The 23,689-nt window shown below is 67.3% G+C and carries 32 protein-coding genes; 6 read left to right on the top strand and 26 right to left on the bottom strand.

Going from position 1 to position 23,689, the window contains the following annotated elements; genetic code table 11:
• Positions 1-22 precede the first annotated feature (22 nt).
• Positions 23-2,164: an excinuclease ABC subunit UvrC gene (gene uvrC / locus FCG67_RS09695; RefSeq protein ID WP_136909306.1), complete on the bottom strand. Its 2,142-nt coding sequence runs from the start codon at positions 2,162-2,164 to the stop codon at positions 23-25.
• A gap of 132 nt (positions 2,165-2,296) precedes the next feature.
• On the opposite strand from uvrC, the gene ggt reads away from it, so the two are divergent.
• Positions 2,297-4,222, top strand: coding sequence for a gamma-glutamyltransferase (ggt, locus tag FCG67_RS09690; protein WP_136909897.1), 1,926 nt, complete (start codon positions 2,297-2,299; stop codon positions 4,220-4,222).
• 48 nt (positions 4,223-4,270) lie between these two features.
• On the opposite strand, the gene FCG67_RS09685 is transcribed toward ggt, so the two are convergent.
• The 23 genes from FCG67_RS09685 to FCG67_RS09575 all read right to left on the bottom strand — a co-directional run bounded on the left by FCG67_RS09685 (position 4,271) and on the right by FCG67_RS09575 (position 18,433).
• Positions 4,271-4,531 carry a hypothetical protein gene (locus tag FCG67_RS09685; protein WP_136909304.1) on the bottom strand — a complete coding sequence of 87 codons (261 nt, stop codon included), beginning with the start codon at positions 4,529-4,531 and terminating at the stop codon, positions 4,271-4,273.
• 215 nt (positions 4,532-4,746) lie between these two features.
• Complete coding sequence (locus FCG67_RS09680) at positions 4,747-4,947, bottom strand: dodecin family protein (protein ID WP_136909302.1); 201 nt, start codon at positions 4,945-4,947, stop codon at positions 4,747-4,749.
• Positions 4,948-5,046: 99 nt separating this feature from the next.
• The gene (locus FCG67_RS09675; protein WP_136909300.1) at positions 5,047-5,496 is read right to left on the bottom strand and encodes a PH domain-containing protein; all 450 of its coding nucleotides are present in this window, start codon (positions 5,494-5,496) and stop codon (positions 5,047-5,049) included.
• On the bottom strand, positions 5,493-5,990 hold the full coding sequence (gene ribH, locus FCG67_RS09670) for a 6,7-dimethyl-8-ribityllumazine synthase (RefSeq protein WP_027499691.1): 498 nt from the start codon (positions 5,988-5,990) through the stop codon (positions 5,493-5,495). Before ribH ends, FCG67_RS09675 begins: the two co-directional genes overlap by 4 nt.
• Complete coding sequence (locus FCG67_RS09665) at positions 5,987-7,240, bottom strand: bifunctional 3,4-dihydroxy-2-butanone-4-phosphate synthase/GTP cyclohydrolase II (RefSeq protein ID WP_136909298.1); 1,254 nt, start codon at positions 7,238-7,240, stop codon at positions 5,987-5,989. Before FCG67_RS09665 ends, ribH begins: the two co-directional genes overlap by 4 nt.
• A gap of 93 nt (positions 7,241-7,333) precedes the next feature.
• Positions 7,334-7,945, bottom strand: a complete 612-nt coding sequence (locus FCG67_RS09660) for a riboflavin synthase (protein WP_136909296.1) — start codon at positions 7,943-7,945, stop codon at positions 7,334-7,336.
• 13 nt (positions 7,946-7,958) lie between these two features.
• Entirely contained in the window at positions 7,959-8,993 is a 1,035-nt protein-coding gene (ribD, locus tag FCG67_RS09655; protein WP_425467820.1) for a bifunctional diaminohydroxyphosphoribosylaminopyrimidine deaminase/5-amino-6-(5-phosphoribosylamino)uracil reductase RibD, read from the bottom strand.
• A gap of 58 nt (positions 8,994-9,051) precedes the next feature.
• Complete coding sequence (gene rpe / locus FCG67_RS09650) at positions 9,052-9,735, bottom strand: ribulose-phosphate 3-epimerase (RefSeq protein WP_097209880.1); 684 nt, start codon at positions 9,733-9,735, stop codon at positions 9,052-9,054.
• An 11-nt stretch (positions 9,736-9,746) separates the two neighbouring features.
• The gene (locus FCG67_RS09645; protein WP_136909292.1) at positions 9,747-10,061 is read right to left on the bottom strand and encodes a hypothetical protein; all 315 of its coding nucleotides are present in this window, start codon (positions 10,059-10,061) and stop codon (positions 9,747-9,749) included.
• The gene (locus FCG67_RS09640; RefSeq protein ID WP_246044977.1) at positions 10,058-10,399 is read right to left on the bottom strand and encodes a gas vesicle protein K; all 342 of its coding nucleotides are present in this window, start codon (positions 10,397-10,399) and stop codon (positions 10,058-10,060) included. Before FCG67_RS09640 ends, FCG67_RS09645 begins: the two co-directional genes overlap by 4 nt.
• Positions 10,392-10,610 carry a gas vesicle protein gene (locus FCG67_RS09635; protein ID WP_136909290.1) on the bottom strand — a complete coding sequence of 73 codons (219 nt, stop codon included), beginning with the start codon at positions 10,608-10,610 and terminating at the stop codon, positions 10,392-10,394. Before FCG67_RS09635 ends, FCG67_RS09640 begins: the two co-directional genes overlap by 8 nt.
• Complete coding sequence (locus FCG67_RS09630; protein WP_136909895.1) at positions 10,607-11,395, bottom strand: GvpL/GvpF family gas vesicle protein; 789 nt, start codon at positions 11,393-11,395, stop codon at positions 10,607-10,609. The genes FCG67_RS09635 and FCG67_RS09630 overlap by 4 nt, the downstream gene beginning before the upstream one ends.
• Positions 11,385-11,798 (bottom strand): gas vesicle protein, encoded by a 414-nt coding sequence (locus tag FCG67_RS09625; protein WP_136909288.1) that lies wholly within the window; start codon positions 11,796-11,798, stop codon positions 11,385-11,387. Before FCG67_RS09625 ends, FCG67_RS09630 begins: the two co-directional genes overlap by 11 nt.
• Positions 11,795-12,085, bottom strand: coding sequence for a gas vesicle protein GvpO (gvpO, locus tag FCG67_RS09620; RefSeq protein WP_136909286.1), 291 nt, complete (start codon positions 12,083-12,085; stop codon positions 11,795-11,797). The genes FCG67_RS09625 and gvpO overlap by 4 nt, the downstream gene beginning before the upstream one ends.
• 7 nt (positions 12,086-12,092) lie before the next feature.
• Positions 12,093-12,344, bottom strand: coding sequence for a gas vesicle protein GvpG (locus FCG67_RS09615; RefSeq protein WP_136909285.1), 252 nt, complete (start codon positions 12,342-12,344; stop codon positions 12,093-12,095).
• 4 nt (positions 12,345-12,348) lie between these two features.
• Positions 12,349-13,137: a GvpL/GvpF family gas vesicle protein gene (locus FCG67_RS09610; RefSeq protein ID WP_136909283.1), complete on the bottom strand. Its 789-nt coding sequence runs from the start codon at positions 13,135-13,137 to the stop codon at positions 12,349-12,351.
• Positions 13,137-13,511, bottom strand: a complete 375-nt coding sequence (gvpJ, locus tag FCG67_RS09605; RefSeq protein ID WP_136909281.1) for a gas vesicle protein GvpJ — start codon at positions 13,509-13,511, stop codon at positions 13,137-13,139. The genes FCG67_RS09610 and gvpJ overlap by 1 nt, the downstream gene beginning before the upstream one ends.
• Positions 13,508-14,545 carry an SRPBCC family protein gene (locus FCG67_RS09600; RefSeq protein WP_136909891.1) on the bottom strand — a complete coding sequence of 346 codons (1,038 nt, stop codon included), beginning with the start codon at positions 14,543-14,545 and terminating at the stop codon, positions 13,508-13,510. The genes gvpJ and FCG67_RS09600 overlap by 4 nt, the downstream gene beginning before the upstream one ends.
• 5 nt (positions 14,546-14,550) lie before the next feature.
• The gene (locus FCG67_RS09595; RefSeq protein WP_136909889.1) at positions 14,551-15,237 is read right to left on the bottom strand and encodes a hypothetical protein; all 687 of its coding nucleotides are present in this window, start codon (positions 15,235-15,237) and stop codon (positions 14,551-14,553) included.
• 285 nt (positions 15,238-15,522) lie between these two features.
• Complete coding sequence (locus FCG67_RS09590) at positions 15,523-15,843, bottom strand: hypothetical protein (protein ID WP_246044976.1); 321 nt, start codon at positions 15,841-15,843, stop codon at positions 15,523-15,525.
• A gap of 871 nt (positions 15,844-16,714) precedes the next feature.
• Positions 16,715-17,935: a fatty acid desaturase family protein gene (locus tag FCG67_RS09580; RefSeq protein WP_136909277.1), complete on the bottom strand. Its 1,221-nt coding sequence runs from the start codon at positions 17,933-17,935 to the stop codon at positions 16,715-16,717.
• 87 nt (positions 17,936-18,022) lie between these two features.
• Positions 18,023-18,178: a DUF6131 family protein gene (locus tag FCG67_RS24925; RefSeq protein ID WP_169310484.1), complete on the bottom strand. Its 156-nt coding sequence runs from the start codon at positions 18,176-18,178 to the stop codon at positions 18,023-18,025.
• Between the two features lie 60 nt (positions 18,179-18,238).
• Complete coding sequence (locus FCG67_RS09575) at positions 18,239-18,433, bottom strand: CsbD family protein (RefSeq protein ID WP_136909275.1); 195 nt, start codon at positions 18,431-18,433, stop codon at positions 18,239-18,241.
• Positions 18,434-19,073: 640 nt separating this feature from the next.
• Between FCG67_RS09575 and FCG67_RS09570 the strand changes: the two genes are divergently transcribed.
• A complete protein-coding gene (locus FCG67_RS09570) occupies positions 19,074-19,427 on the top strand; it encodes a YtxH domain-containing protein (protein ID WP_136909273.1) in 354 nt (117 codons plus the stop codon).
• Positions 19,428-19,555: 128 nt separating this feature from the next.
• On the opposite strand, the gene FCG67_RS09565 is transcribed toward FCG67_RS09570, so the two are convergent.
• A complete protein-coding gene (locus tag FCG67_RS09565; protein WP_136909887.1) occupies positions 19,556-20,026 on the bottom strand; it encodes a DUF4383 domain-containing protein in 471 nt (156 codons plus the stop codon).
• Between the two features lie 365 nt (positions 20,027-20,391).
• On the opposite strand from FCG67_RS09565, the gene FCG67_RS09560 reads away from it, so the two are divergent.
• The 4 genes from FCG67_RS09560 (at position 20,392) to FCG67_RS09545 (ending at position 22,868) form a co-directional block, all read left to right on the top strand.
• Positions 20,392-20,826, top strand: coding sequence for an ATP-binding protein (locus tag FCG67_RS09560; RefSeq protein WP_246044975.1), 435 nt, complete (start codon positions 20,392-20,394; stop codon positions 20,824-20,826).
• Positions 20,827-21,076: 250 nt separating this feature from the next.
• Positions 21,077-21,409 (top strand): hypothetical protein, encoded by a 333-nt coding sequence (locus tag FCG67_RS09555; RefSeq protein ID WP_136909272.1) that lies wholly within the window; start codon positions 21,077-21,079, stop codon positions 21,407-21,409.
• Between the two features lie 122 nt (positions 21,410-21,531).
• Positions 21,532-21,705 (top strand): CsbD family protein, encoded by a 174-nt coding sequence (locus tag FCG67_RS09550; RefSeq protein WP_097212640.1) that lies wholly within the window; start codon positions 21,532-21,534, stop codon positions 21,703-21,705.
• A gap of 353 nt (positions 21,706-22,058) precedes the next feature.
• A complete protein-coding gene (locus tag FCG67_RS09545) occupies positions 22,059-22,868 on the top strand; it encodes a DUF1206 domain-containing protein (protein ID WP_136909270.1) in 810 nt (269 codons plus the stop codon).
• Between the two features lie 106 nt (positions 22,869-22,974).
• On the opposite strand, the gene FCG67_RS24920 is transcribed toward FCG67_RS09545, so the two are convergent.
• Entirely contained in the window at positions 22,975-23,337 is a 363-nt protein-coding gene (locus FCG67_RS24920) for an STAS domain-containing protein (protein WP_281282328.1), read from the bottom strand.
• Positions 23,338-23,689 lie beyond the last annotated feature (352 nt).

The raw sequence follows: 23,689 nt of genomic DNA, 5'->3' as shown, positions 1-23,689 counted from the left end.
TCCCCCTGCCCGGTCGCATCACTCACTCGACTCCCGCCCTCCTCAGTCCGTTTCCGTGCTGGTCGGAGCCCCCGAACTCACCCGCACCCGCCGTCGTGGCGGTCACGCTGGGACCATCATCCCCCACCGCGGCGTCCACCACCGGGTCATCCGCGCCCATTGATGTCGCGGCTTGTGCCGGATCGGGTTCGGCCCCGAGCGCGACCAGCACCGCCTTCGCGGTGGTGACCCCGATACCGGGCACCTCGATGATCTCCTCCACGCTCGCCTGCTTGAGCTTGGCCACCGACCCGAAATGGGTGACCAGCGCGGTACGCCTGGCCTCGCCGAGCCCACGGACAGAGTCGAGTGCCGAGGCCGTCATCCGGCGCGAACGCTTGCTCCGATGGAAGGTGATCGCGAATCGGTGCGCCTCGTCGCGGACCCGCTGCAGCAGGTACAGCGATTCACTGGTGCGCGGCAGGATCACCGGGTCCTCGTCGCCCGGCACCCAGACCTCCTCGAGCCGCTTCGCGAGGCCGACGACGGCGACATCGGTGATCCCCAATTCGTCGAGGACGGCCGCTGCCGCCGCAACCTGTGGGGCGCCACCGTCGACGACGAACAGGTTCGGCGGATAGGCGAACCGCCGCGGCCTACCGGTCTGCGGGTCGAGGGCCGCTTCGGGCGCCTGGTCTCCCCCGTCGCCCGCGTCCGCCGGGGCGGCAGCGTCCGAACCGGCCACGTCCGCTGCGTGCCGCAGGAAACGTCGACGCGTGACCTCGGCGATGCTGGCCACGTCATCCGAACGCCCTTCCCCCGCAGCCTCTTTGATCGAGTAGTGCCGGTAGTCGGACTTGCGGGGCAGGCCGTCCTCGAAGACCACCAACGAGGCGACCACGTCGGTGCCCTGGACATGACTGATGTCCACGCACTCGATCCGCAGCGGCGCCTGGTCGAGGTCGAGCGCTTCCTGAATCCCTTGCAGCGCCGCCGATCTGGACGTGAGATCGCCCGCCCTGCGGAGCTTGTGCTGCGCGAGCGACTCCTGGGCGTTGCGCTGCACCGTTTCGGCGAGGGCCTTCTTGTCGCCGCGCTGCGGCACCCGCAGGGTCACCGCCGACCCCCGCAGGCCACTGAGCCAGACCTGGAGTTCCTCGGCGTTCGGCGGCAACTCCGGAACCAGCACCTCGCGCGGCACCACCGTCGTCTTGTCCGCGGTCAGCCCGGGCTGATCGGTCATCGCGGCCTGTTCGCCGTAGAACTGGGTCAGGAACTGTTCGACCAGGTCCTCGGATCCACTCTCCCCGGACCGCTCGACCACCCAGCCGCGCTGACCGCGCACCCGGCCGCCCCGGACATGGAACACCTGGACCGCGGCCTCGAGCTCGTCGGCCGCGAAGGCCACCACGTCGGCGTCGGTCCCGTCGCCGAGCACCACGGCCTGCTTCTCCAGCGCCTTGCGCAGCGCCCCGAGATCGTCGCGCAGCCGCGCTGCGCTCTCGAAGTCCAGATCGTCGGAAGCGCGCAGCATCTTCGCCTCGAGCTCGCGCACCAGCTTGTCGGTGCGCCCGGACAGGAAGTCGCAGAAATCCTCGACGATGCGCCGATGCTCATCGGCGCTGACCCGACCGATGCACGGGGCCGAGCATTTATCGATGTAGCCGAGCAGGCAGGGCCTGCCGATCTGGTTGTGCCGCTTGAACACACCGGCCGAGCAGGTGCGGGCCGGGAACACCCGGAGCAGCAGATCGAGCGTCTCGCGGATCGCCCAGGCGTGCGCGTACGGACCGAAGTACCGCACACCCTTGCGGCGCGGCCCGCGGTACACGAAAAGCCGCGGATACTCCTCGTTCAGGGTCACCGCCAGCACCGGATAGGTCTTGTCGTCCCGGTAGCGGACGTTGAAGCGTGGATCGAATTCCTTGATCCAGTTGTACTCGAGCTGCAGCGCCTCGACCTCGGTGCCGACCACGGTCCACTCCACGCTGCCCGCGGTGGTGACCATCTGCCGGGTGCGCGGATGCAGGGACGCGACGTCCGCGAAATAGGAGCTCAACCGGCTCCGCAGGCTCTTCGCCTTGCCGACGTAGATGACCCGGCCGTGGGGATCGCGAAACTTGTAGACGCCGGGCGCCACCGGAATGGTTCCCGGGGCGGGGCGATAGGTGGCTGGATCGGGCACAACACCAGGCTAGTCGTCCCCACCGACCACCCAGGACAGCCGCACCGAGGGGCCCGTTCGCCTGCTAGCGTCGGAAGCCGGGGCACGTAGGCCACTCGTTCTGGGGTGATCGGTGTGAGCACAGGCGACGCGATGCGTCTCGCGGCGGCGACCGCGACGGTCCTGACCCTGGCCCTGGCGGTCGGATGCTCCGCCACCGACGACGGCGCGGCCGGCCCGTGCACCATCGCGGCTAACGGCACCCCCATCGCCGCCGCACCCCTGACCCAGCCGCCCACCAGCGCGAACCTGTCCACCCATCCGGAGATCGCCACCGGATACCGCGCCGGGATGACGCCGGTCACGACGGCCAGGTTCGCGGTGTCCACCGCGAACCCCGTCGCCACCGAGGCAGCCTGCCGGGTACTCGACGACGGCGGCACCGCCGCGGACGCCCTGATCGCTGCGCAGACCGTGCTCGGCCTGGTCGAGCCGCAGTCGTCTGGCATCGGCGGCGGGGCCTTCCTGCTGTACCACGACGCGGCGACCGGGACCGTCGACGCCTACGACGGACGTGAGACCGCACCGATGGCCGCCACCGAGAACTACCTGCGCTTCATCGACGACACCAACCGGACCGAGCCGGCACCCTCGGCGCGGGCGAGCGGCCGCTCGATCGGCGTTCCCGGGGTGCTGCGCATGCTGGAGATGAGCCATCGCGAGCACGGAAAGCAGCCATGGGACACCCTGTTCGAGCCCGCGATCGAGCTCGCGGACAACGGGGTCGAGATCAGTCCCCGGATGGCGAGCTCGATCGCGGGCTCGGCCAGCGACCTCGCCGTCGACGAGAACGCGCGGACGTACTTCCTCAATCCGAACGGGTCACCGAAACCGGAGGGCACCGTGTTGACGAACCCGGCGATGGCGAAGACGTTGGGGGTGATCGCCGCGGAGGGTGCCGACGCGTTCTACGCGGGGCCCATTGCCGAGGCGATAGTGGCGGCGACCGACGACCCGAGCGGAGGTCGCACCCCCGGCGCGATGACCACCGCGGACCTCGCCGGATACCAGGCCAAGAAGCGCACCGCGCTGTGTACGGACTACCGAGGGCGCGAGGTGTGCGGGATGCCGAGCCCGTCGTCCGGCGGCACCGCGGTGGCCGCCACGCTGGGGATCCTGAGCAACTTCGACCTGTCGGCGTACCGGCCGACGGCGCTCGACGCGGACGGCGGCGAACCCGATGCCACGGGCGTGCACCTGATCGCCGAGGCGGAGCGACTGGCCTACGCGGACCGGGACAAGTACGTCGCCGACTCGGACTTCGTGCCGCTGCCGGGCAACTCCCCCGACACCCTGATCGATCCGGATTACCTGCGCGGCCGTTCGGCGCTGATCGACCCGCGCCGGAGCATGGGCACCGCCGAGCCCGGCGACTTCGGCCCGGTCGCCATGGGTACGCAGCCGGGCAACGACCACGGCACCAGCCAGATCACGGTGGCCGACCGGTACGGCAACGTCGCGGCCATGACCACCACCATCGAGTCGGCGTTCGGCTCCTTCCACATGGTCGACGGCTTCCTGCTCAACAACCAGTTGACCGACTTCTCCGCGCAGCCGACCGCGCCGGACGGTTCGCCGCTCGCCAACCGGGTGGAGCCGGGAAAGCGGCCGCGCAGTTCGATGGCCCCGACCCTGGTGTTCGAGCGGGGCAACGGGCACCGCGGCGAGGTTCTGCTGGCCGTGGGGTCCCCCGGTGGATCGGTGATCATCCAGTTCGTGGTCAAGACGCTGGTCGGCATGCTCGACTGGGAACTCGATCCGCAACAGGCCGTGTCCATGGTCGATTTCGGCGCGGCGAACACACCGAGGACGAACGTCGGCGGCGAGCACCCCAATATCGAAGCGGCCGACAACGGCGCCACGGACCCACTGGTGCGGGCGTTGACCGAGATGGGCCACCAGGTTTCGACGGAACCGCAATCGAGTGGGCTGAGCGTGCTGGGGCGTCACGACGAGGGCTGGATCGGCGGCGCGGACCCGCGCCGGGAGGGCGCGGTGACCGGCGACGTCGTCGGATAGAGGCGGGCCTCTACTACAGGCCCGTCGAAGTGCCCGGGGCGCAGCGACTTACGCGGAGGTGGAGACCAGCTTGCGCTGACTCGGCGCGTGCGGGTGGTTGCCACGCCCCGCGGGGGCGCGGCGACCGTCGGCCCGACGGAGGTCGGCCAGCCGCTGGGACGGCTGACACCCGGACGGCTGGGGTGAGGCGGTCATTCCGGCGCTTGCGCGGTCGAGCCGGCGGAGCTCGACGAAATAGACCGCGCTGATCGCGACGTAGATGGCGGCCATGATGATCGGGCCGCATGCGAGGACGAGGAGGATTTCCACTGGACCTCCAATGCAATTGAGTCGGGCACCCGATTCGAGCGGTCTCGAATTCGAAGTACTCGACCCGATCCACATTAGTGGGCTGGACGTACCAAAAGGTCACGGCCGCGTGAACTCGGGCCGATCCGGACGTGGGATGGGACACACCTTTTCGGATACGAGAACGGCCCGACGCGCTCTTGGCACGTCGGGCCGCGGTGGTCGAGCCGGGGCGCCTACTCGAGCACGAACGTGATCTTCAGGTTGACGCGCCACTCGGTGACCTTGCTGTTCTCGACGACCACCTGGGTGTCCTGCACCCATGCGGCCGTGATGCCGTGCACAGTCTCCGCGGCCTTCGCGATGCCCTGCTTGACCGCATCGTCCGAACTCACGGTGGAACTAGCTGAAATCTCAAGAACTTTCGCGACCGACATTGTTCGTCTCCTCTGTGGTGGAGCGATCATGGCGCGGTCAATCGTGTCACGAAACGCGGAGATTCAGGACGGCTTGCCCAGTTCCCCCGCACGGCCCATCTATTCGGCGTCCGCCTGCGCGTATTTCGATTCGAGTTCGCGGAACTTCCTGACCGCGTTCACGGCGTACTCGCGGTCGTTCGCCTGGATCGCCATCGCCGGGATGTACTCGTCGTCGGGCAGCTCGATCCGCGCCCAGGCCGCCCCGTCCGGGAAGGTCAGGCCGCGCACCAGATCCCACTCGACGAACCGCTCGGTGAACGCATTGCGCACCGAGACGCCACTGGCGTTGGCGCGCAGCCGCGGGCGGGTCAGCAGCAGCGCGCCGCCGGCGAGGATCCCGCCGATGCCGACCATCGCGAGCTGATCGATCAGCCGGAAGTACACACCCGTCGCCGAGCTGCGCAACAGCACCGCGAGCACGACGAACACCAGCACGAACACGGCCGCGACCGCCATCGCGTAGCGGGCGGACCGCTTGGACCGTACGTCCATCTCCCACGCGCTCATCGGAACGACTGCTCGGTCCAGGGCTGACGCAGGTGACGGAGCGTCACCGCGGTGTCGAGCGCGGCGGCACAGGCCTGACCGCCCTTGTCCTCGACGGAGCCGGGGAGGCCGGAGCGATCCCTCGCCTGCTGCTCGGTGTCGGTGGTGAGCACCCCGTTGCCGACCGGGGTGCTCTCGTCCAGGGAGACCCGGGTGAGGCCGGCGGTGACTGCGTCGCAGACGTACTCGAAATGCGGCGTGCCGCCGCGGATCACGACGCCGAGCGCGACCACCGCGTCGTGGGTGCGGGCCAGCGCCTGCGCCACCACCGGCAGCTCGATGGCACCGGCGACGCGGACGAGCGTGACGTCCTCGAGCTGGGCCTGCTCGGCCACCCGCTGCGCGCCCGCGATGAGGGCCTCGGAGATCTCGGCGTGCCACTGCCCGGCAACGATTGCGAGCTTGAGGTCCTTCGCCTCGTCGAGCTGGAGCTGTGGCAGCCCCTCGCCGCTCATACCGCGCCCCCGGTCTCGAAGTCGTCGAGACCGATCAGGTCGTGCCCCATCCGGTCCCGCTTGGTGCGCAGGTAGGTGAGGTTCTCGGCGTTGGCGCGCAACGGCATCGGGACCCGCTCGGTGATCTGCAGGCCGTAGCCGTCCAGCCCGACCCGCTTGGCCGGGTTGTTCGTCAGCAGCCGCATGGAAGAGATGCCGAGATCGACGAGGATCTGCGCGCCGATGCCGTAGTCGCGGGCATCCGCGGGCAGCCCGAGTTCCAGGTTCGCGTCGACGGTGTCGGATCCCGCGTCCTGCAGCTGGTACGCCTGCAGCTTGTGCATGAGGCCGATGCCCCGGCCCTCGTGACCGCGCATGTACAGGACGACGCCGCGACCCTCCTGGGCGACCATGTCGAGCGCAGCGTCGAGCTGCGGGCCGCAGTCGCACCGCAGCGAGCCGAACACGTCTCCGGTCAGGCACTCCGAGTGCACGCGGACCAGCACGTCGCTGCCGTCGCCGTCCGGACCCGCCAGGTCGCCGCGCACGAGGGCCACGTGCTCGACCTCGTCGTAGATGCTCTGGTAGCCGACGGCCTTGAACTCGCCGTGGTTGGTCGGGATCCGCGCCTCGGCGATCCGCACCACGTGCTTCTCGTGCTTGCGGCGCCAGGCGATGAGATCCGCGATCGAGATCATGGCCAGGTTGTGATCGTCGGCGAAGACCCGGAGCTCGTCGGTCTGGGCCATGTGGCCCTCGTCCTTCTGGCTGACGATCTCGCAGATGACGCCGGCGGGACGCAGGTCAGCCATCCGGGCCAGGTCTACGGCCGCCTCGGTGTGGCCGGGCCTGCGCAGCACGCCGCCCTCCTTGGCGCGTAAGGGCACCACGTGGCCGGGACGGGTGAAGTCGCTCGCGCCCGAGTCCGGGTCGGCGAGCAGGCGCATCGTGGCGGCGCGGTCGGAGGCCGAGATGCCGGTGCCGATGCCTTCCTTGGCGTCGACCGTCACCGTGTACGCGGTGCCGTGCTTGTCCTGGTTGCTGGAGAACATCGGCGGCAGGCCGAGCCGGTCGCAGTCGTCGCCGTCGAGCGGGACGCAGAGGTAACCGGAGGTGTAGCGGACCATGAAGGCCACCAGCTCCGGGGTCGCCTTCTCGGCGGCGAAGATGAGGTCGCCCTCGTTCTCGCGGTCCTCGTCATCGACGACGACGACGGCCTTGCCTGCGGCGATATCGGCGACTGCGCGCTCGATACTGTCGAACCTGGTCACGTGGTGCGCTCCATCAAAGTCATGAATAGCTCTCCGTGCACCCGTAAGTGCACCTCAACAGTACGACCCCGACTCCTCGGGCCCGAAATTCGGCTACCGGCCGGCGGTCTGCAGACGCTCGACGTACTTCGCGATCACGTCCACCTCCAGGTTCACCGGCGTGCCGGGGGCGGCACCGCCGAGGGTGGTCATCTCGAGGGTGGTGGGGATCAGCGAGATCTCGAAGAACTCGCCACCGTCCTCGCCCCGTCCCAGGGCGGACACCGTCAGCGAGACGCCGTCGACGGTGATCGAGCCCTTCTCCACCACGTAGCGGGCGATCGTGTCGGGCAGCGAGATCCGGACGACCTCCCAGTTCTCCGACGGAGACCGGCTGATGACGGACCCGGTGGCGTCGACGTGTCCCTGCACCAGGTGGCCGCCGAGGCGGCTGTTCAGCGCCGCGGCCCGCTCCAGGTTCACCCGGCTGCCCACATCCAACGCGCCGAGGCTGGAGCGGTTCAGCGTCTCCGCCATCACGTCGGCGGTGAATGAGTCGCCGCCGAGCACCTCCACCACGGTCAGGCAGACGCCGTTGACCGCGATCGAGTCGCCGTGCCCGGCATCGGAGGTCACCAGCGCGCCACGCACGATGAAGCGGGCGGCATCGGCCAGGTCCTCCTTGCCGACGATCTCACCCAGTTCTTCGACGATCCCGGTGAACACTTCAGTCCGCTCCTCAGTTGTTGGTGCTGTTCTGTTCATTCTCGTCCTCGGCTCGCACACCGCCGTCGCCGGGCGTCAGGCTCAGCAGCAGATCCGGCCCGAGCGTCTCGACGGACTCCCGGTGGAACCGGAGTGCCTGCGCGATGTTCGTGACCCCAGCATCCTCTACGGCGGCCGCCCCCGCGCCGAGGAGTACCGGTGAGAGGAACGCCAGGATCCGGTCCACCAATCCCGCCTCGAGGAACGCCCCGGCCAGACGGGGTCCGCCCTCGAGCAGGACATCGGGCAGATCGGCCAGCGCCGCGACCACCTCGCGGGGGTTGCGGGTCCGCAGCACCAGGGTCGGCGCCGCGTCGTCGAGCACCCGGGCCGAGGCCGGGATCTCGCGCTCCCCCACCACCACTCGCACCGGCTGGTGACCGGCGAGGCTGCCGTCCGGATTGCGGGCGGTCAGCCACGGGTCGTCGGCGAGGACGGTGCCTGTGCCGACCACGATGGCGTCCAGCTTGGCGCGCTCCCCGTGTACCCGCGCCCTTGCCTCGGGGCCGGTGATCCACTGGCTGGTGCCGTCGGCCGCCGCGCTGCGTCCGTCGAGGCTCGCGGCGAACTTCCAGGTGACATGGGATCGGCCGGTGCGTTGGCGGTGCAGCCACGCGCGCAGCGGCCCGAGTTCGACGTCCTGGGCACCGAAACCGGGCAGCACGTCGATCCCCGCCGATCGCAGGGTCTGCGCACCGCCCGCGGCCTGCGGATGGGGATCGTCCACCGCGAACAGCACCCGGGACACCCCCGCCTCGATCAGGGCGAGCGCGCACGGGCCGGTCCGGCCCTGATGGTTGCACGGCTCGAGGGTGACCACCGCGGTGCCGCCCCTTGCCCGGCTGCCCGCGACGCGCAGCGCCATCACCTCGGCGTGCGGTCCGCCGACCGGGCTGGTCGCCCCGACGCCGACGACCGCTCCGGTCTCGTCGAGGATCACCGCGCCGACCGGCGGATTGGGGCTGGTGGTCCCGCGCACCCGCTCGGCGGCATCGACGGCGAGCCGCAATGCCGCCGCCTCGGACGCGGTCGGCTCCGCCCCGGGGGCGCGACGGGGACCGGGCACGTTAGTGGGCCAGGGTCAGGTGCGGCGAGGCCGACGCGGCCTGCGCGCGCAGCGCGCGAACGGCCTCAGCCGGGTCCGAGGCCCCGTAGACGGCCGAGCCTGCGACGAAGCAGTCGACGCCCGCCTCCGCGGCCGCCTCGACGGTGTCGGTGTTGATCCCGCCGTCGATCTCGACCAGCAGGGTCAGCTCACCCGAATCGACCAACTTGCGCACGGCGCGCGCCTTGCTCAGCACCTCGGCCATGAAGGACTGCCCACCGAAGCCGGGCTCGACGCTCATCACGAGCAGGGTGTCGAACTCCTTGAGGATCTCCAGGTAGGGCTCGATCGGGGTGCCGGGCTTGACGCTGAGGCCCGCCTTCGCGCCCGCCGCCCTGATGTCGCGCGCGACGGCGATCGGATCGTCGGTGGCCTCGGCGTGGAAGGTGACGTTGTGTGCGCCCGCCTCCGCGTACGGCGGCGCCCAGCGGCCGGGGTTGTCGATCATCAGGTGGCAGTCGAGCGGGATGTCGGTCGCCTTGAGCAGGCTCTGCACGACCGGGAGCCCGAGCGTCAGGTTCGGCACGAAGTGCGCATCCATGACATCGACGTGCAGCCAGTCGGAACCGGCCACGGCGGCGGCCTCCTCGGCGAGCCGGGCGAAGTCTGCGGAAAGAATGGACGGAGCGATCATCGGGTGAGCCACAAGTCGCCAGCCTAGTTGGTGCGCGAACCCTCCTCACCCTGGCGCTTGCGCAACCTCGCCGATGACCGGATCCGCCAGGCCTCGGCCACGAGTTCGATCAGCTGTTGCCGATCCACCCGTTCCAGGTCGACCTGGACGAACTCGGCGAGTGACACCGAGTTCATACCCTGCTGCGCCGCCAGCTCGAGCTCGGCAACGGCGCCGTGTGGCAGCGCCGTGCCCTGCGCGACCCGGGTGAAGCCGTAGACGTGGTGCGCATGGCGATAAAAGCGGAAGCCAAGGCCCGCATGGCGGCGGCTGATGCCTATGCCGGTCAGTGGCGTCACGGAGGCAACAGCGGACCCAGCGGCCCGAGGTCGATGTTGAGATCCTCGGGGGCCAACCCGAAATGTTCCCGCAGTTCGGCCATGCGTTCCTCGAGGAGCATCAGTGTCGTCCCGATCCGCTCGATCTGCTCGTCGCTGAGATCTCCGTGCTCGACCCTGCGCAGTGCCTGCCGCTCCATCAGCTGACGCAACAATTCGACGAGCGTGAGAACCAGGGTGACCAGGCCGCGCTCGACCGATTCGGGGTCCGCGTCGATGCGTTGCGGCAGAACACGGTGTCCCTCTCCGGTCAGGGCATTCAGCTCGACCGATTCGGGCTGGCTTCCTGGATCAGTCATCGGTGGTGTCCGGCGCATCCGGGGCAAGCTCCAGTGCGCTGACCGACGCGATGAGGGTGCGCAGCGAGATCCGCACCATGTCCACGTCCGCCAGCGACAGCGTGACCTCGCCGGTGATGACGACTCCGCCGCCCAGCACCCGGTCGAGCAGATCGACCAGAGCGATACGGCGAGTGTCGTCCGCTGGGACCGGGGGGGCCGTGTCGCTCATGGGTTCGCCTGATCGATCCCCGAGAAGGAGTACGGAGGCCACGGTCCGGTCAGTTCCAGTGCCACACCCTGATGCTCGGTATCGAGTGCCGCGACGACCGAAGCGAATTCGTCGGCGAGCTTGTCGTCCACCAGGTAGGTACCGTTGAAGATCATCCAGGCGCGTTTACCGGTGATCACCGGATCGGTCACCTGCTGGCGCCGGCAGTCGACGGCATGATGACCGAGGGCGGAATGGATCTCCTGCGCATGGGCGGCCGCCCTGCGCTCGATGTCCTGTTGCGCCGTCAACTCCGCTCGCCTGCGCAGCAGGTACGCAGTCCCTTTCCCGCGTCCGCCCTGCGAGCCGGGCTCCTCGGCGGGTGGCTGCGCGAGCAATTTCGCGTCACCGTAGGCCTTGACTCCCCATTCGCTTCGCCCGGTGACCTGCCTGAGTGCGGCAGCGAAATCTTGCTGCCGTTCGTCGAGAAGGGCGCGAATCCGATCATCGTCGAGGTACAGAGTGGCTAGGCGCAGCGGAATCGTGGGCCCACAGCGCAGGACGGCAGCCACCACACCGTCGTGGGCTCGCGCGGTCGCCGCAAGCCAGTCGAGGTCCTCGAGGTTGCGCTGCAGCGGGCCCTCCCCGAACTCACTCAGACTCACCGAGCCCACCACCGCGACCAAGCCGGCCGATGTCACCGACCGGACCGATTCGCCGGCCACACCGGTCACCCCGGCCAGTTGTGCATCGTCGACGCCCTCGGACGCGATGCCATACAGCCACACGCCGTCACTATCGCTCATCGTCATCGTCTTCGCCTCGCCGGTTACCCTCCACCTCGATCGGCGTACCTGACTCCACCTCGAGACGCACCGACCGGTCGGACTCGAGGGCAGCGATCTTCTCCTTGAGCTTTCGGTTCTCAAGCTCGAGGTCGCTGCTCTTGCCGGTCAACCAGGGATCGTTCTCCCACCAGTTGATCCCCACCTCCCTCGCCGTCTCCAGCGAGGCGATGACCAACCGCACCTTGATCGTCAGCAGCTCGATGTCGAGGAGATTGACCTGGATGTCGCCGGCAATGACGAGACCCTTGTCCAGCACCCGCTCGAGGATGTCCCCGAGGTTCGTCGACTGGTGTCCGCCGGCCAGCCCCGCACCGGGGCTCTGCGGGAGGCGGTCGTAGTTGTCGCGCGGGGAGAGGGTCATCGCTGCCCCCCCGCGCTGTCACCAGCACCGCGGCTGTAGCGGCGGGTTCTGCGGTAGGACAGCAACTCTCCGTCCAGATCCAACACCACCTCGTACAGGGCGAGCATGTCCGTCGAGGAAGGGACGCGCCGATCCTCGACAACTTCGACTTCGACGGTCCACCCGTCGTCGGTCGGCATCACCGACGTCGCACCGAGCGGTTTCTTTCCCGTGAGCTCGGTGATGTCCCTCAGCGCGAGGGCGCCGATTTCGTGAGCCGACATGTCCGGTGGCTCCTTCTGCTCCATGACCTCCTCACTCCTTCTCCGCGGTGGTGGCCGGGTCTGCCGCGGTCATCCGGTCCAGGATGGCCTGCTGCGCTTGCTCTTCCGCCTCGGTGGAGATTTCTCCCGCCGCGCGGGCATCTTCCAACTCCTCGAGCTCGCGGCGGGCGGTGGCGGGGTCGTGCAGTTCCTCCTCGACCTGTCGCTGGATCAACTCGGCGAGCGAGACCACTCCACGCACCGGCGCCAGTGGCAGCGTGACAATGAACGACAGCAGTCCCATCGCCTCAGCCCTCCGGGGGCTGGGTCATCACGAAGTCATAGGCGGCAAGCGGTCCGAGTAGACGCATCTCAACCCTGCCGTCCCACTGCTCCGCCAACGCTCCCACCGCGTGCTCGAGCTCGTCCTGCCGGGCGACCTCGACGAGGACCGCAACGTGTGCGGCATCCTCTTCATGGGTGGGTTCGCGGACTTTGACCGAGTCGGCCAGCGAGTCGAGTGCATCAACCACCGTGCGGGTGTCGTCCTCGCGTTTCGCGACGATGGCGTTGGCCACGATTTCGCCGAGGGCCATCCGCGCGTCGCGGGTGGCGGCCTCCGGCTGGTCGCGGATCGTCTCCCTCAGTGCGCTGGCCTGCTCGTTCTCACCGATCACTTCCCACAGAAGGGCCTGTTCGACGTATCGGCCCTTCACGACGAACTGCGCTTTACCCTCGAGTTGCTCCATGGCGGCGGCGAACTCGTCGGCGTGCGCGGTGAGTAATTCGTCCTTCACCGCGTCGGTGTCGGTCAGGACCGCACCGAAGCGCAGGGGAAGCACCGGTGCCACCCGTGCGGTTCCGTCCAGCAGGCGTGCGTGGGCCTGGAGGTCCGCGGGTTCACCGAGCGGCCGGTCCACCGATATATCACTGACCAGCGCCGCGATGTCGCCGTGTCTGATGGTGATCACCGGCGAGTCGTCGACCCCGACGGCGCCGTCTTCGGTCGCCACGTCCGCGGGCACGATGCCGTAGACGTAGATGCCGGTGGGGTGCGGCTCCGCAGACGCATCGGTGGCCTTGTTGGACGCGGACATCACGTGTCCTCTCGGCTGGATTTACGCGGCACTCGCTCGCCTTCGGATTCCTCGTCTCCGCCGCCGAGGAGATCGCCGAGTTTGTCGCCGGCGGCCTCGAGCGCGCCCCTGGTTTTCGACCTGGCACCGCCTTCGGTCACGGACCCCACCAGATCCGTCAGGCCATTGGGCTCGCTGCCGATCTCGAGCCGGTTCACCGCCTCCGCGAATCGCAGATACGTGTCGACGCTGGCGACGACGACGCGGGCGTCGATCGTCAGCAGCTCGATGCCGACCAGCGAGACCCGCACGTACGCGTCGATGACCATGCCTTTGTCGAGGATGGTGTCGATGACGTCGGCGAGGCTGCTCGAGCTGGGCCCACCGGTGGTCATCGGGAGGCTCCTTGCTTTGAGCCGGCGGACTGCGCGGCCGCGGTCTTGCGCGGGCGGCCTCGGCGTTTCGGCGGCGGCGCCTCGTCCTCCTCAGCGGCGCCCTCGTCCTCTTCGACTGCGTCCTCGTCCGTGTCCATTTCGTACTCGTCCTGCTCTGGCTCGACCACCTCACCGTCCCGGATTTCCCCGGGCCAGCCCTCGACGTCGTCGGGATGTAGAACCGTACTTGTCATGACATGACGTTGGAAGTTCTTCAGCTCCAATCGCATTCGCCGACCCTGGGCTCGCCAAATGTTTCCCGTCTTTTCGAAGAAGCCCTGCGGGTGATACTCGAGCACGACGAGGATGCGGGTGAGATCGGGAGTCAGCTCGTGGAACGTCACGGCGCCGTCGACGTATCCCTTGGCGCCCTTCGAACGCCAGACGATCCGTTCGGCGGGGACCTGCTCGATGATCATCGATTCCCAGGTGCGGTGCGACCAGAAGACCTGCGCCTTCCATTGCAGCTTTTCGTCGGAGACCTGCTCGACCAGTTCGAGCTTCTTCATGAATGACGGGAAGTCGGCGAACTGCGTCCATTGGTCGTACGCGAGTTGCACGGGGACACCGACGTCGATCGATTCGACGATGTTGGTGATCTTGAGTTTCTTGCCCTTGCCCTTCCCCTTGCCACCGTCGTCATCGCCATTGCGGCCGCCGGTGACCGCGTCCTTGACGTCGGAGACCTTGTCCTTGACCTTGTCCTTGACCTTGTTCTTGGTGCCCTCCCAGCCCCCATTGAGTGCGGCTTTGAGCGGCGATTGGCCCTCGGCCAGTTTCTCGGAACCGGTGACCGCGGCGAGCAAACCTCCGCCGCCGCCCTCGGCGTACTCAGTGAGCCGACCGGAGGTGTTCAGCACCTTGTCCGAGACCGAGGACAGCGCTTTGTCCGCGACAGTGCCGAACAACCTCTGCACCGCGTCCTGCAGCACGCTCGACGAGCCGTTCCCGTCGCCTGGTCCGGCCTCTCGTAGCTTGTTTGTGGCGTTCGTCATCGCCATCACCTCCGTGCCCGTCGGACGGGCGCAGAGTCCGTCGTGGCCTTGGCCCGAGTCCTGTGTTTGCGGGCAGGAGCCGCTTCGTCATCGTCATCGCGGTCTTCGTCGGACTTCGTGGTCCCCGACTTGCTGGTGGGCCGGGTGCTGCCGCTTGTCCTCCTGCGGCGCGCCGCAGGGCGTTTGGGTGGGGTCGGTTCCTCGTCGACCTCGTCGTCGTCAGGCTCCTCGTAGTCGTCGGCCTCGTCTTCTTCGTCCGCGTAGTCGTTCTCCGGCTGTTCGTCGGCAGTGGCCTCCTCGTCGGCCCGCGAACGAGCGCGCTTCTTGCGCCCGAATCTCCCCACTTTGGTGACATCATCGACAGTGTCCGTGACGTCACTGACGGTTCCCGTGACCACCTGGCCACCCGATTGGAGCCGGTTGCTCAGCGAGTCGATGCGCTGGCTGGCAGCAGTGACCGCCGCTGCCTTCGCTGCGTTCACCAATTCTCCTCGGACCGTGTCGCCGATCTTCGCGAGCTCCGGGGAGTGCGCCAGCATTTTCGTGCCGCGTTCCAGCAAATCTCGCGGTCCTCCGGGGAAGCGTCCGGTTGCGCCCGCGGCCGCGAGCATCATCGCCATCTTCATTCTGCGTGTCCGGCCCAGTAGATATCCCGCGCCGACAGCCACAGCCACCTGACCTTTGGTCTTCATCGTCGAACCCCTTTTACCCGAGTAGTCGCCACGCACCCCACGCTGACTTCGGCAGCGCGTCGCGGCCTTCGGTGATGTGTCGCAAGACCGTGCGCGGTCGGCGTGTGCAGTGTCGGACTACCCCAACCCGGCAACGCTCAACCACCGCCACAACACATTTTCGGCCAACATCGTCGAGCAAGGACCTCGCTCGTGATCACAGGTTGCGCAATGCCGAGGAGTCTGCGAGCCGCCTTCTCACGAATCGGCCCCGCGCACCGATCGATCAGGTCAGGTCAGGTCAGGTCAGCCTGCCGCGGATCGCACCGCCGCCACGATCACCATGGCAAGAAGGGCCAGCAGCAGGACCACGAGGAGCACCGGCCCGAGAAGGACTCCGAGGACCAGGAGCAGAATCAGGGCGATCTTGGCCTTGCCGCTCAACCCGGACACCAGACCTTTGATCGCGGCCCACACAGGATTCTTACCCGTCAGGGCGGCCCTGAGGGCTTCGAGTCCGGCTTTCATGCCCGCCCCGCCGTGTGCGACCTCCTCGACGAGGGTTTCCACCCACTCCCGGATCTTCTGCTGGAACTTTTTCGTCACCCCGGCGCTGCGATCTCGCATGCTCTCCAGAAGCCGGTGAATTTGGGTATTCAGCCACTCGACGGCGGACTCGACCGGCCGCGGCACCCAACTCCGTGTGGTGTCGGCAGGCCCCCCGCGTTCGGTCTCCTTCGCTGACGGGTCCGGTCGTCGTGTGCGACTCGGTGACGTGGACTGCCGCTGCGCGGACGCGCGGGACCCCTCGCCTCCAGGACGCTTGCGGGCCGCCGGCTTCGCGGTGGTGGTCCGCTCCGGCGCACGCCCGGAGGGCGTGGTGCGGTCGGGACGCTGACGCCGGGGCGTGCCCGACGTCGAGTCGCCGGCGTCGTGTGTTCGCTTACGTTGCGATGTGGGTTCAGCCCGCCGTGGGCTGCGTCGTGAGGTGGCTGTGGTCGCCCGCGTGGCCGTCGGTCGCCTGCGTGGCAGACGCCCGGTGCCTGTTGTGGTGGACGCCGCAGGCCTTTTCGCCGTCTTGGATGGCCGGGCTGTCGGCGTGGTTCTTGCGGTCGCATTCAGGCTGTCACCATCGGCGGTCTTGGCGTTGCCGACCGTGCCGTCTCGGTGCGACGTGACCGGTGTCCGGCCGCTTGTTCCAACTCGTGCACCCATAAACAGCAGTTACCCGCAGGGCGATCCTCGGAAACCCAATTCGGCGCAGGAACCCGGCATACACGAGGCGCCCCAACGCGGCGTCACCGGTGGCTGATCGACCACCTGGCTACTGGCAGTCCCTCTACGTTGCCCGGTGCCTACCGCTCAGGATCAGGGGCACGGGGTCACCGCGGTCGTTCCGGGCATTGGGCCGTTGCCCGCGGTGCAGGCGCGGCAATCGGCATCACTGAGTTCCGCGGCACCGCCCACCGCGCCATTACGTTCTATGCCCGGATCCTGTCTACCGATGGCGCCTCGTCCCGGCGGGCGCGTTGCGTAGGGCGGTGCGCAGTCCCACCCGTCGCTCGGTGTTGACGTCAGCGGGCACCGGGAACGATGGGCGGAATTTCAGTTCGGAGGCCGTTTCCGGCGCATCATCGGAGGTCGCACGCAGGAATCGGTCGGGCAGGGCGAGTTTATGGATGGTCCGCAGCGTCAGAAGGTATTGCCGTGCCAGCGACCCGGTGGTGTACGGCAGGTCGTACTTTTCGCACAAGGCGCGCACCTTGGTGGAGATCCCCGCGTAGCGGTTGCTGGGGAGGTCGGGAAACAGGTGATGTTCGATCTGGTAGCAGAGGTTGCCGCTCAGGAACGCCAACACCGGGCCGGCGTGGAAGTTCGCCGCGCCGAGCATCTGACGCAGATACCATTCCGCCCGGCTCTCGTCCTCGAGTTCAGTGAGGGTGAATTTCTCGGCTCCGTCGGGAAAGTGCCCGCAGAAGATCACCACGTACGCCCACACATTCCGCAGCAGGTTAGCGGTCAGGTTAGCCGTGAGGGTTCGTCGCCAGCGGCGTCCGCGGAGGGCGGGGATGAGCAGGTAGTCCTTTCCCGTCTGTCGGGCGATCTTCCCAATCAATGCTCTGCGATGCGCCGATTTCTCGGCGTCTGTGTCGGCGCGGGCCTGTTCGGAATACAGGTCGTGCAGGGCGATGCCCCATTCGAATGTCACCGCCAAGAACAGGTTTCGCACCGGTTGCAACAGATTGTCCAGCTTCCATGGCTGGTCGCGGGTGATCCTGATGACGCCGTAGCCGAGGTCATCGTCCATCCCGACAACGTTGCTGAACACATGGTGGCGGTAGTTGTGGGAGTAACGCCAGTGCGACGACAGCCCGACCATGTCCCATTCCCAGGTGCTGGAGTGGATTTCCGGGTCGTTCATCCAGTCCCACTGCCCGTGACAGACATTGTGGCCGATCTCCATGTTCTCCACACTCTTGGCCACACCGAGCGCCGTCGCCCCGAGAATCCACCCCGCCGGCGACCTACTACCGTGGATCACCAACCGGGCCGCCGTATCGAGCAGCCGTTGGAAGGCGATGGTGCGGCGGATATATCTGGCGTCCTTCTCGCCGAGCGACTCAGTGACGTCTTGCCGGATACTGTCCAGTTCGGCGCGCAGCGCCTCGACGTCGTCAGCGGTGAGGTGCGCGTATTCCTTGATGTCGGAGATCGCCATGCGTCTGCTCCAGATTCCGGTCCTTTACCCCCACCTCGAACGTCGCGGCGCGGTCGGGTCCGGTGAACTACAACTCGGACTACTGGGTCAGTAGTAGTGGCGTCGGCCCGCCACAGCGTGGCCGGTCATGCCCATGATCTCGAGCACCACGCCGATGACGATAAGGGCGACCCCGATGTACAACAGGACGGGAATGCTGGCAACCGCGCCGACGATGGCGAGGATGATTCCGAGAATGAACATGATGACGACCTGATTCGGGAGAGGGACCGGGGATGGGGTATCGAACGGTGTGAGCGCGGGTCAGTGTTTGAAGGCGTGCTTGATCTTCTGTCCCGCTTGCTTGAGCTTGTCTCCGGTTTGCTTGGTGTTGCCCTTGGCCTGGTCTGCGCGCCCCTCTGCTTCCATGCGTTCGTTTCCGAGAGCCTTACCGACCGTCTTCTTGGCTGCACCCTCTGCGGTTTCAGCCTTGTGCCGAAGCTTCTTCCCGATGCTCATGGCGGTACTTCTTCTCTGTTGGGTGATCGGCCCGCGCGGGCGCGGGGGCCGAGGGTTGTTCGCATCTGTGCGGCGCCAGTGTGCGATGTCGTGACTGCCCCCATCGGGTGGTTCATCCCGAGGGGCCGCAGGTCGATTGCCCCCCACCGGAGGGCCTCAACCTTCGGGTTCCCCCTGACGCCTGGACCAAACCCCTCACATTGACGGTGCGGTTTCAACACGCCAACGGCCCGGTCTTCCGAGGCCCGGGCCCGTGTGGATGGGCGAAATCCGCAGCCTGCTCTTCGCTGATTCCTCGTGAAACACATCGGTGGTTTGCGGTCGGCTGATTGTGACCTGCTGAGGTCGCTGATACTCCCGCAATTTGTGCGGACGTCACCACGTGCCAGACAAGCCTCCCGGTGACGGTCATCCTCCTTCCGCTGGGCATCCCCACCGTGAGGCTTGCCCGCTCCTCTTCGCCCTTGCAGGGAAGGTGATGCATCTCCCCTGAACACGTCCCCTCGGCACTCTGAACTGCTGCTTTCTCAACCGCCCGTTTCGGCGGTTTGCACTCGGCTGCCTGCGGGCATAGCCGTAGCAGGGCGTTCTGACGACGATCCGGCTGACCGCCCGTCTCACACAACAATCGGGAGATGTCATGGTGAAAACGTTGTTCTTCGCAGCGGGGGCGGCCGTGGGCTTCGTTCTGGGAACCCGGGCTGGCAGGCAAACCTACGAGAAGATGAGGGATCAGTCCGTCGAACTTTGGCACAACCCCGCCGTGAAGGAGAAGGTGAGCGGCGCAACGGAGACCGTGAAGGATAAGGCCCCGAAGCTGCAGCAGAAGGTCGGTGCCCTGGCGAAGAAGGCTACCCACCACGGCGCTGACGGCGCTGACACGAGCGCGATCACCGCCTCCGCCGCCGGAGCGCCGCTGGAAGAAGCTGCGACCCCAACTCCGGCGGCGGAACCGCCCGTTTCACCACCGATGGGCGGCAAGCGCACCCCCTGAGGAGCCAGACGGCGTGGCATGGCGTGGAGGTCTCTCCACGCCGACCGCGCGATCCGCAGTTGTGTGTACCCAGCTGCGGTGACGTCGGCGATGCTCGCGCTGGGTTTGGCGCAAATAACGGGCCCCGGTCACTCGACCGGAGAATGCGGAAGATGCGGATCGGTTGCGGCCGTGGTGCCGAGGCGCGGCGTCGCGAAGAAGACGGCGATCATCGCCAGACCCAGCCCGAAATGGAGCCAGTAGTCGGCCGGGTTGGTGGGCAAGAAGTCCGCCCCTGACTCTTCGTCGACAATCAGGCCGTAGACCCAGAACAACAGATTGATGATTCCCCCGAGCACCAGGAAGAGCGCGGATGCGCCGACCCATCGGCACGAAGCGACACCGACCACGCCGAACACCAGATGCACGACGTTGTTCAGGACCGAGACCTCGAACACGCCGAACAGTTCAGCGTGCGAATCATGGGCCAGGGCGAGCATGGCGTAGTCGGTCGTCACGCCCGGCACAAAACCGAGCAACCCGACAGTCACGAACACCAACGCGAACACGAGAGCAGCCTTCTGGACAGGAAGGGCACTCGCGAGCCGAGACCGTGACATCACCGAACCTCCTCGTTTGCCCCTCCGGGACGACGGAGACCTTTCGGCCGCCCTCGCGGATACCCAAGCCACCGGCCTCCGAACCGCGATTGCGGACCCCATACGCAGGTACTTCTGCAGACCCTGTTCGACCAGGGCCTGGGGCCCGCACTGATCGGATACATGCTCTTCGCGGAGGGGCACTCACCCACCAGTTGTGCAGCTACGGCACTCGGAGCAAGGCCCGAGAGTGAGACGTCGGAGGGTTGGAATGTCACCGCTGTGGGTAGCCTTCGGCTCATCGGGCGGGGCCGGGATTTCGGAGTGACGACGAGATCAAAGCGACGACGCAACGGAGTGCTCATGACAACGAACGACTGCCGGAGGTGAGCGCAACGCTGGGCGCGCCGGTCGAACTGCGCGTGTCCGCCGACTTCGCGCAGCTGCCGGTGCTGCGCGCGGTGCCCGAAACCATCGCCGTGTCGGGCGAGTTCAACCTCGATGAGGTTTCCGACGTCAAGCTGGCGGTGGACGAGGTGTGCTCGGAACTTATCAAGGATGCAGTGGTCGACGCGAAACTGATCTGCCGCTACGAATTGAGCGGTGGGGTGCTGCACATGCGAGTGTCCACGATCACGCGCACGGGGCGACGCCCTCGTGAGGACGGCTTCGGTTGGCACGTACTGCGGGTCCTGACCGATTCGATTTCCGTCACGCACGCACCGCTCGGCGCGCAAGCAAACGAGTTCCTCACAACGGTCGAGTTCGATAAGAGGGGCGCCGCGGCGGATGAAGAACCACCGTCTCGAGATAAAAGATGACGGTCGCGACGCTTCCTCAGCGGCTGGGCATGGCACCGTTGGCGGGTGAAATCTCGTCCGAACTCGGGATGGACGTGACCGAGGTCGCCGAGGTCCGCAACGAGATGTTTCAGCCGACCGGGCGTAGGCGTCCTGCGCCCCAACCGACCACCGAATCCGGAGGGGCAAACCCAGCCGCGCCGCGGATGGAGCAACGGGCGGTCACCGTCGCCGGCGTTTGCGCTCGCACCTGAACGGGCATACCTACGTCATGCGCAATCTGTGGATAGGAATGATCATCGGCGCCGCCACGGGAGCCGCCATCGGTGCGATCGTCGACGGAAGCAGGCGGGCGGGACTCGTTGCAGTCGAGGCCGGCCACACCGTCACCCAGGCTGTCAAGGAGCACGTCCCCGAGGCCAGAGAACGGCTGCAGAAGATTGACCTGCCCGGCAAGGCACACGAGATTCTCGACCGGGCCGCCGAGTCGCAGGCCGCTGACGCAACGCGGCACGCGGCGCAGAACCTGGCGGACTCTGCGAAACACGCCGCCGGGACGGCTTCGAGCCACTTGCATCACCACGATGCCGCCGACGAGCAATGACAACGAATCCCGCCGAGAACCGTTAGACATCGGCGGGATTGGGTATCCAGACCCTGGCCGCGTTCCACGCGGCTCACTGTCCGCGAACCCGCGGCAAGATCAACGATTGCAAAGGAGACACAATGGGCGCCGTCGACAAGGCGAAGAACAAGGCCGAAGAAGTGGCAGGAAAGGCCAAAGAGAAGGTCGGAGAGGCCACCGGCGACAAGGACACTGAGGCCGAGGGCCGCAAGGACCAAGCCAAAGGCAACCTTAAGCAGGCCGGCGAGAAGGTCAAGGACGCCTTCAAGGACTGACCTGACCCAATGTTGACGCCCGCTCGTGGGCCGACGAGCACGAGCGGGCGGGGGCGAGAGTTCAGTGAACGACAGTCCGAGCGAGGCGAACCAGGCTCGCGTGGCATGCCCTCGCCAGGCGCGTCGGAAGGCGCCGGGCGACGATCTGGCGCGATCGAGGACCACGACCGATCCCACAGGCTCGTCCGCCACGCCCAGGAGCTCCGGGGCGACGTCCGACGACGAAGAACGCCAACATCCAGACTCGACCGAGGACACCGAACGGGTGTCGGTCCGGCCCGTCAATCCGGCGTGTCACGGGCCGAGGACCGATCCGGATCCGACGTCCGGTCGACACCGGGAGGATCGCCGCCGTGAGCGATAGCGTCACTGACTCCGCGGAACGGGTAGCGCAGAATAGTGTCTTCGAGCGGTTCGCCCGCGCGGGATACGTCACCAGCGGCCTCGTCCACCTCATCATCGGCTACATCGCCATCAGGCTCGCCCTCGGCGGGGGCGGCGCGGCCGACCAGTCCGGTGCGCTGGCCGAGTTGGCGAGCAAGCCGGGCGGTGTGCTCGCGCTGTGGGTAGCCACCGTCGCGTTCGCGGCGATGGCGCTCTGGCGTCTTGCCGAAACGATATTCGGACGTTCGACCGATCCGAAAGACCAAGGCCCCATGTCCGAGGTCTTTGACCGCGGCAAGGCCTTCGCCCTGGCGGTCGTCTACCTCGCATTCGCCTACTCCACCTTGGGATTCGCGCGCGGGCGCGGAAAGTCCACCGGGCAGCAGGACGCGGGAATCAGTGCGCACATGATGCAATCCACGGCAGGCACCGTCGCCCTCGTGGCGGCCGGGCTGGTGATCGTGGCGGTCGGCGGATATCACGTCTACAAGGGCGCGAGCCAGAACTTCCTCGAGGACCTCCACGGCGCGCCCAGCAATGTCGTGAGAACACTGGGTATCGCCGGTTACGTCGCGAAGGGACTCGTTCTCGCCGAGGTGGGGGTGCTAGTCGTCGTGGCCGCGATCGTGTCGGATCCGAACCGAGCGACCGGACTCGACGGCGCGCTGAAATCGCTTCTGAGCCAACCCTTCGGGCCCGTGCTCGTCGTCGTTGCGGGTCTCGGGCTCATCACCTACGGCCTGTATAACTTCGCCATGGCCCGGTACACCAAAATGTGACCACCAAGGTGCCCGCGGGGCCGGGCGAAACTTCGCCGACCGTGGAGTGACGGCCGTTCATGATCGGGATGGCCGCGCGATCAGGTTCGAGACGAGAAAACGGCGACTACCCCTCGGCGGTGGTCGGCAAACTTCGATCCGAAGCTGACACCGACCCGAGCGGCGACGGCATGCTGCGGGATTCCTCAACCGCTAGCTGGAGGGAAGTGAACATGAGGAACCGTTGCCGAGCACCGGTGACGTCCAAAGCGCGCTCAACACAGTGAGGACCTCCGACCAGGAGCAGGTCCACGCCGTCGCAGCCGGCCCGCCAGCGCGCCGCTGCAAGCGCCTCGATCCCGGAAACAGACAGGAACGTCACCTTGGACAGGTCCACCACAAGGCTGGGTCTCGACCCACGGATTCCGGCGTCGAGCTGGGCGACGAACTCAGGCAGCGATGCTGCGTCCAATGGGCCCGCGATCCTCATGACGCTCGCATCGATGCTGTGGTCCTGGGGGTGCGCTTTCCGATCTGCTGGATGGCGGGGTCCCGGGCGACCGGACTGGGTGGGTGACCTGGGCATGATGTTGACCTCCGGGGAGTCGACGAACCTCCCTGCACGAGCGACCCGAGGGTGGCAGAAGTCGGTGCTCACATACCGAAGCTGGTGCGTGGCGGGCTCTCGTGTAAGAGGGTGCTCCGAGGCTGTGGACTCAACCACTTTCGTTCTACCACCGCCGATGAATGGTGTACATAGCCGCGGTTCAACGCGAACGAACGTTGTCTCACGCACCCTCGTGGTTCATCGGCCGCATCCTCGACCGCCTCCCTTTCGGCGA

The organism is Rhodococcus oryzae (assembly GCF_005049235.1).
Lineage (GTDB): Bacteria > Actinomycetota > Actinomycetes > Mycobacteriales > Mycobacteriaceae > Rhodococcus_G > Rhodococcus_G oryzae.
This window is presented reverse-complemented; position numbering and strand designations above follow the sequence as displayed.

Bases quoted from the DNA above. Each gene is read 5' to 3' on its own strand.
- FCG67_RS24925 (WP_169310484.1), bottom strand. From the start codon at position 18,178: ATGTTCATTCTCGGAATCATCCTCGCCATCGTCGGCGCGGTTGCCAGC.
- FCG67_RS09565 (WP_136909887.1), bottom strand. From the start codon at position 20,026: ATGTCACGGTCTCGGCTCGCGAGTGCCCTTCCTGTCCAGAAGGCTGCT.
- gvpJ (WP_136909281.1), bottom strand. From the start codon at position 13,511: ATGACCACCGGTGGGCCCAGCTCGAGCAGCCTCGCCGACGTCATCGAC.
- ggt (WP_136909897.1), top strand. From the start codon at position 2,297: ATGCGTCTCGCGGCGGCGACCGCGACGGTCCTGACCCTGGCCCTGGCG.
- FCG67_RS09630 (WP_136909895.1), bottom strand. From the start codon at position 11,395: ATGAGCGATAGTGACGGCGTGTGGCTGTATGGCATCGCGTCCGAGGGC.
- FCG67_RS09615 (WP_136909285.1), bottom strand. From the start codon at position 12,344: ATGGGACTGCTGTCGTTCATTGTCACGCTGCCACTGGCGCCGGTGCGT.
- FCG67_RS09675 (WP_136909300.1), bottom strand. From the start codon at position 5,496: ATGAGCGCGTGGGAGATGGACGTACGGTCCAAGCGGTCCGCCCGCTAC.
- FCG67_RS09580 (WP_136909277.1), bottom strand. From the start codon at position 17,935: ATGGCGATCTCCGACATCAAGGAATACGCGCACCTCACCGCTGACGAC.
- FCG67_RS09555 (WP_136909272.1), top strand. From the start codon at position 21,077: ATGCGCAATCTGTGGATAGGAATGATCATCGGCGCCGCCACGGGAGCC.
- FCG67_RS09600 (WP_136909891.1), bottom strand. From the start codon at position 14,545: ATGACGAACGCCACAAACAAGCTACGAGAGGCCGGACCAGGCGACGGG.
- FCG67_RS09635 (WP_136909290.1), bottom strand. From the start codon at position 10,610: ATGAGCGACACGGCCCCCCCGGTCCCAGCGGACGACACTCGCCGTATC.
- FCG67_RS09550 (WP_097212640.1), top strand. From the start codon at position 21,532: ATGGGCGCCGTCGACAAGGCGAAGAACAAGGCCGAAGAAGTGGCAGGA.
- FCG67_RS09610 (WP_136909283.1), bottom strand. From the start codon at position 13,137: ATGTCCGCGTCCAACAAGGCCACCGATGCGTCTGCGGAGCCGCACCCC.
- FCG67_RS24920 (WP_281282328.1), bottom strand. From the start codon at position 23,337: ATGAGGATCGCGGGCCCATTGGACGCAGCATCGCTGCCTGAGTTCGTC.
- FCG67_RS09595 (WP_136909889.1), bottom strand. From the start codon at position 15,237: ATGAAGACCAAAGGTCAGGTGGCTGTGGCTGTCGGCGCGGGATATCTA.
- FCG67_RS09625 (WP_136909288.1), bottom strand. From the start codon at position 11,798: ATGACCCTCTCCCCGCGCGACAACTACGACCGCCTCCCGCAGAGCCCC.
- FCG67_RS09590 (WP_246044976.1), bottom strand. From the start codon at position 15,843: ATGCGAGATCGCAGCGCCGGGGTGACGAAAAAGTTCCAGCAGAAGATC.
- FCG67_RS09640 (WP_246044977.1), bottom strand. From the start codon at position 10,399: ATGACTGATCCAGGAAGCCAGCCCGAATCGGTCGAGCTGAATGCCCTG.
- FCG67_RS09570 (WP_136909273.1), top strand. From the start codon at position 19,074: ATGGTGAAAACGTTGTTCTTCGCAGCGGGGGCGGCCGTGGGCTTCGTT.
- gvpO (WP_136909286.1), bottom strand. From the start codon at position 12,085: ATGGAGCAGAAGGAGCCACCGGACATGTCGGCTCACGAAATCGGCGCC.
- ribH (WP_027499691.1), bottom strand. From the start codon at position 5,990: ATGAGCGGCGAGGGGCTGCCACAGCTCCAGCTCGACGAGGCGAAGGAC.
- FCG67_RS09575 (WP_136909275.1), bottom strand. From the start codon at position 18,433: ATGAGCATCGGGAAGAAGCTTCGGCACAAGGCTGAAACCGCAGAGGGT.
- FCG67_RS09680 (WP_136909302.1), bottom strand. From the start codon at position 4,947: ATGTCGGTCGCGAAAGTTCTTGAGATTTCAGCTAGTTCCACCGTGAGT.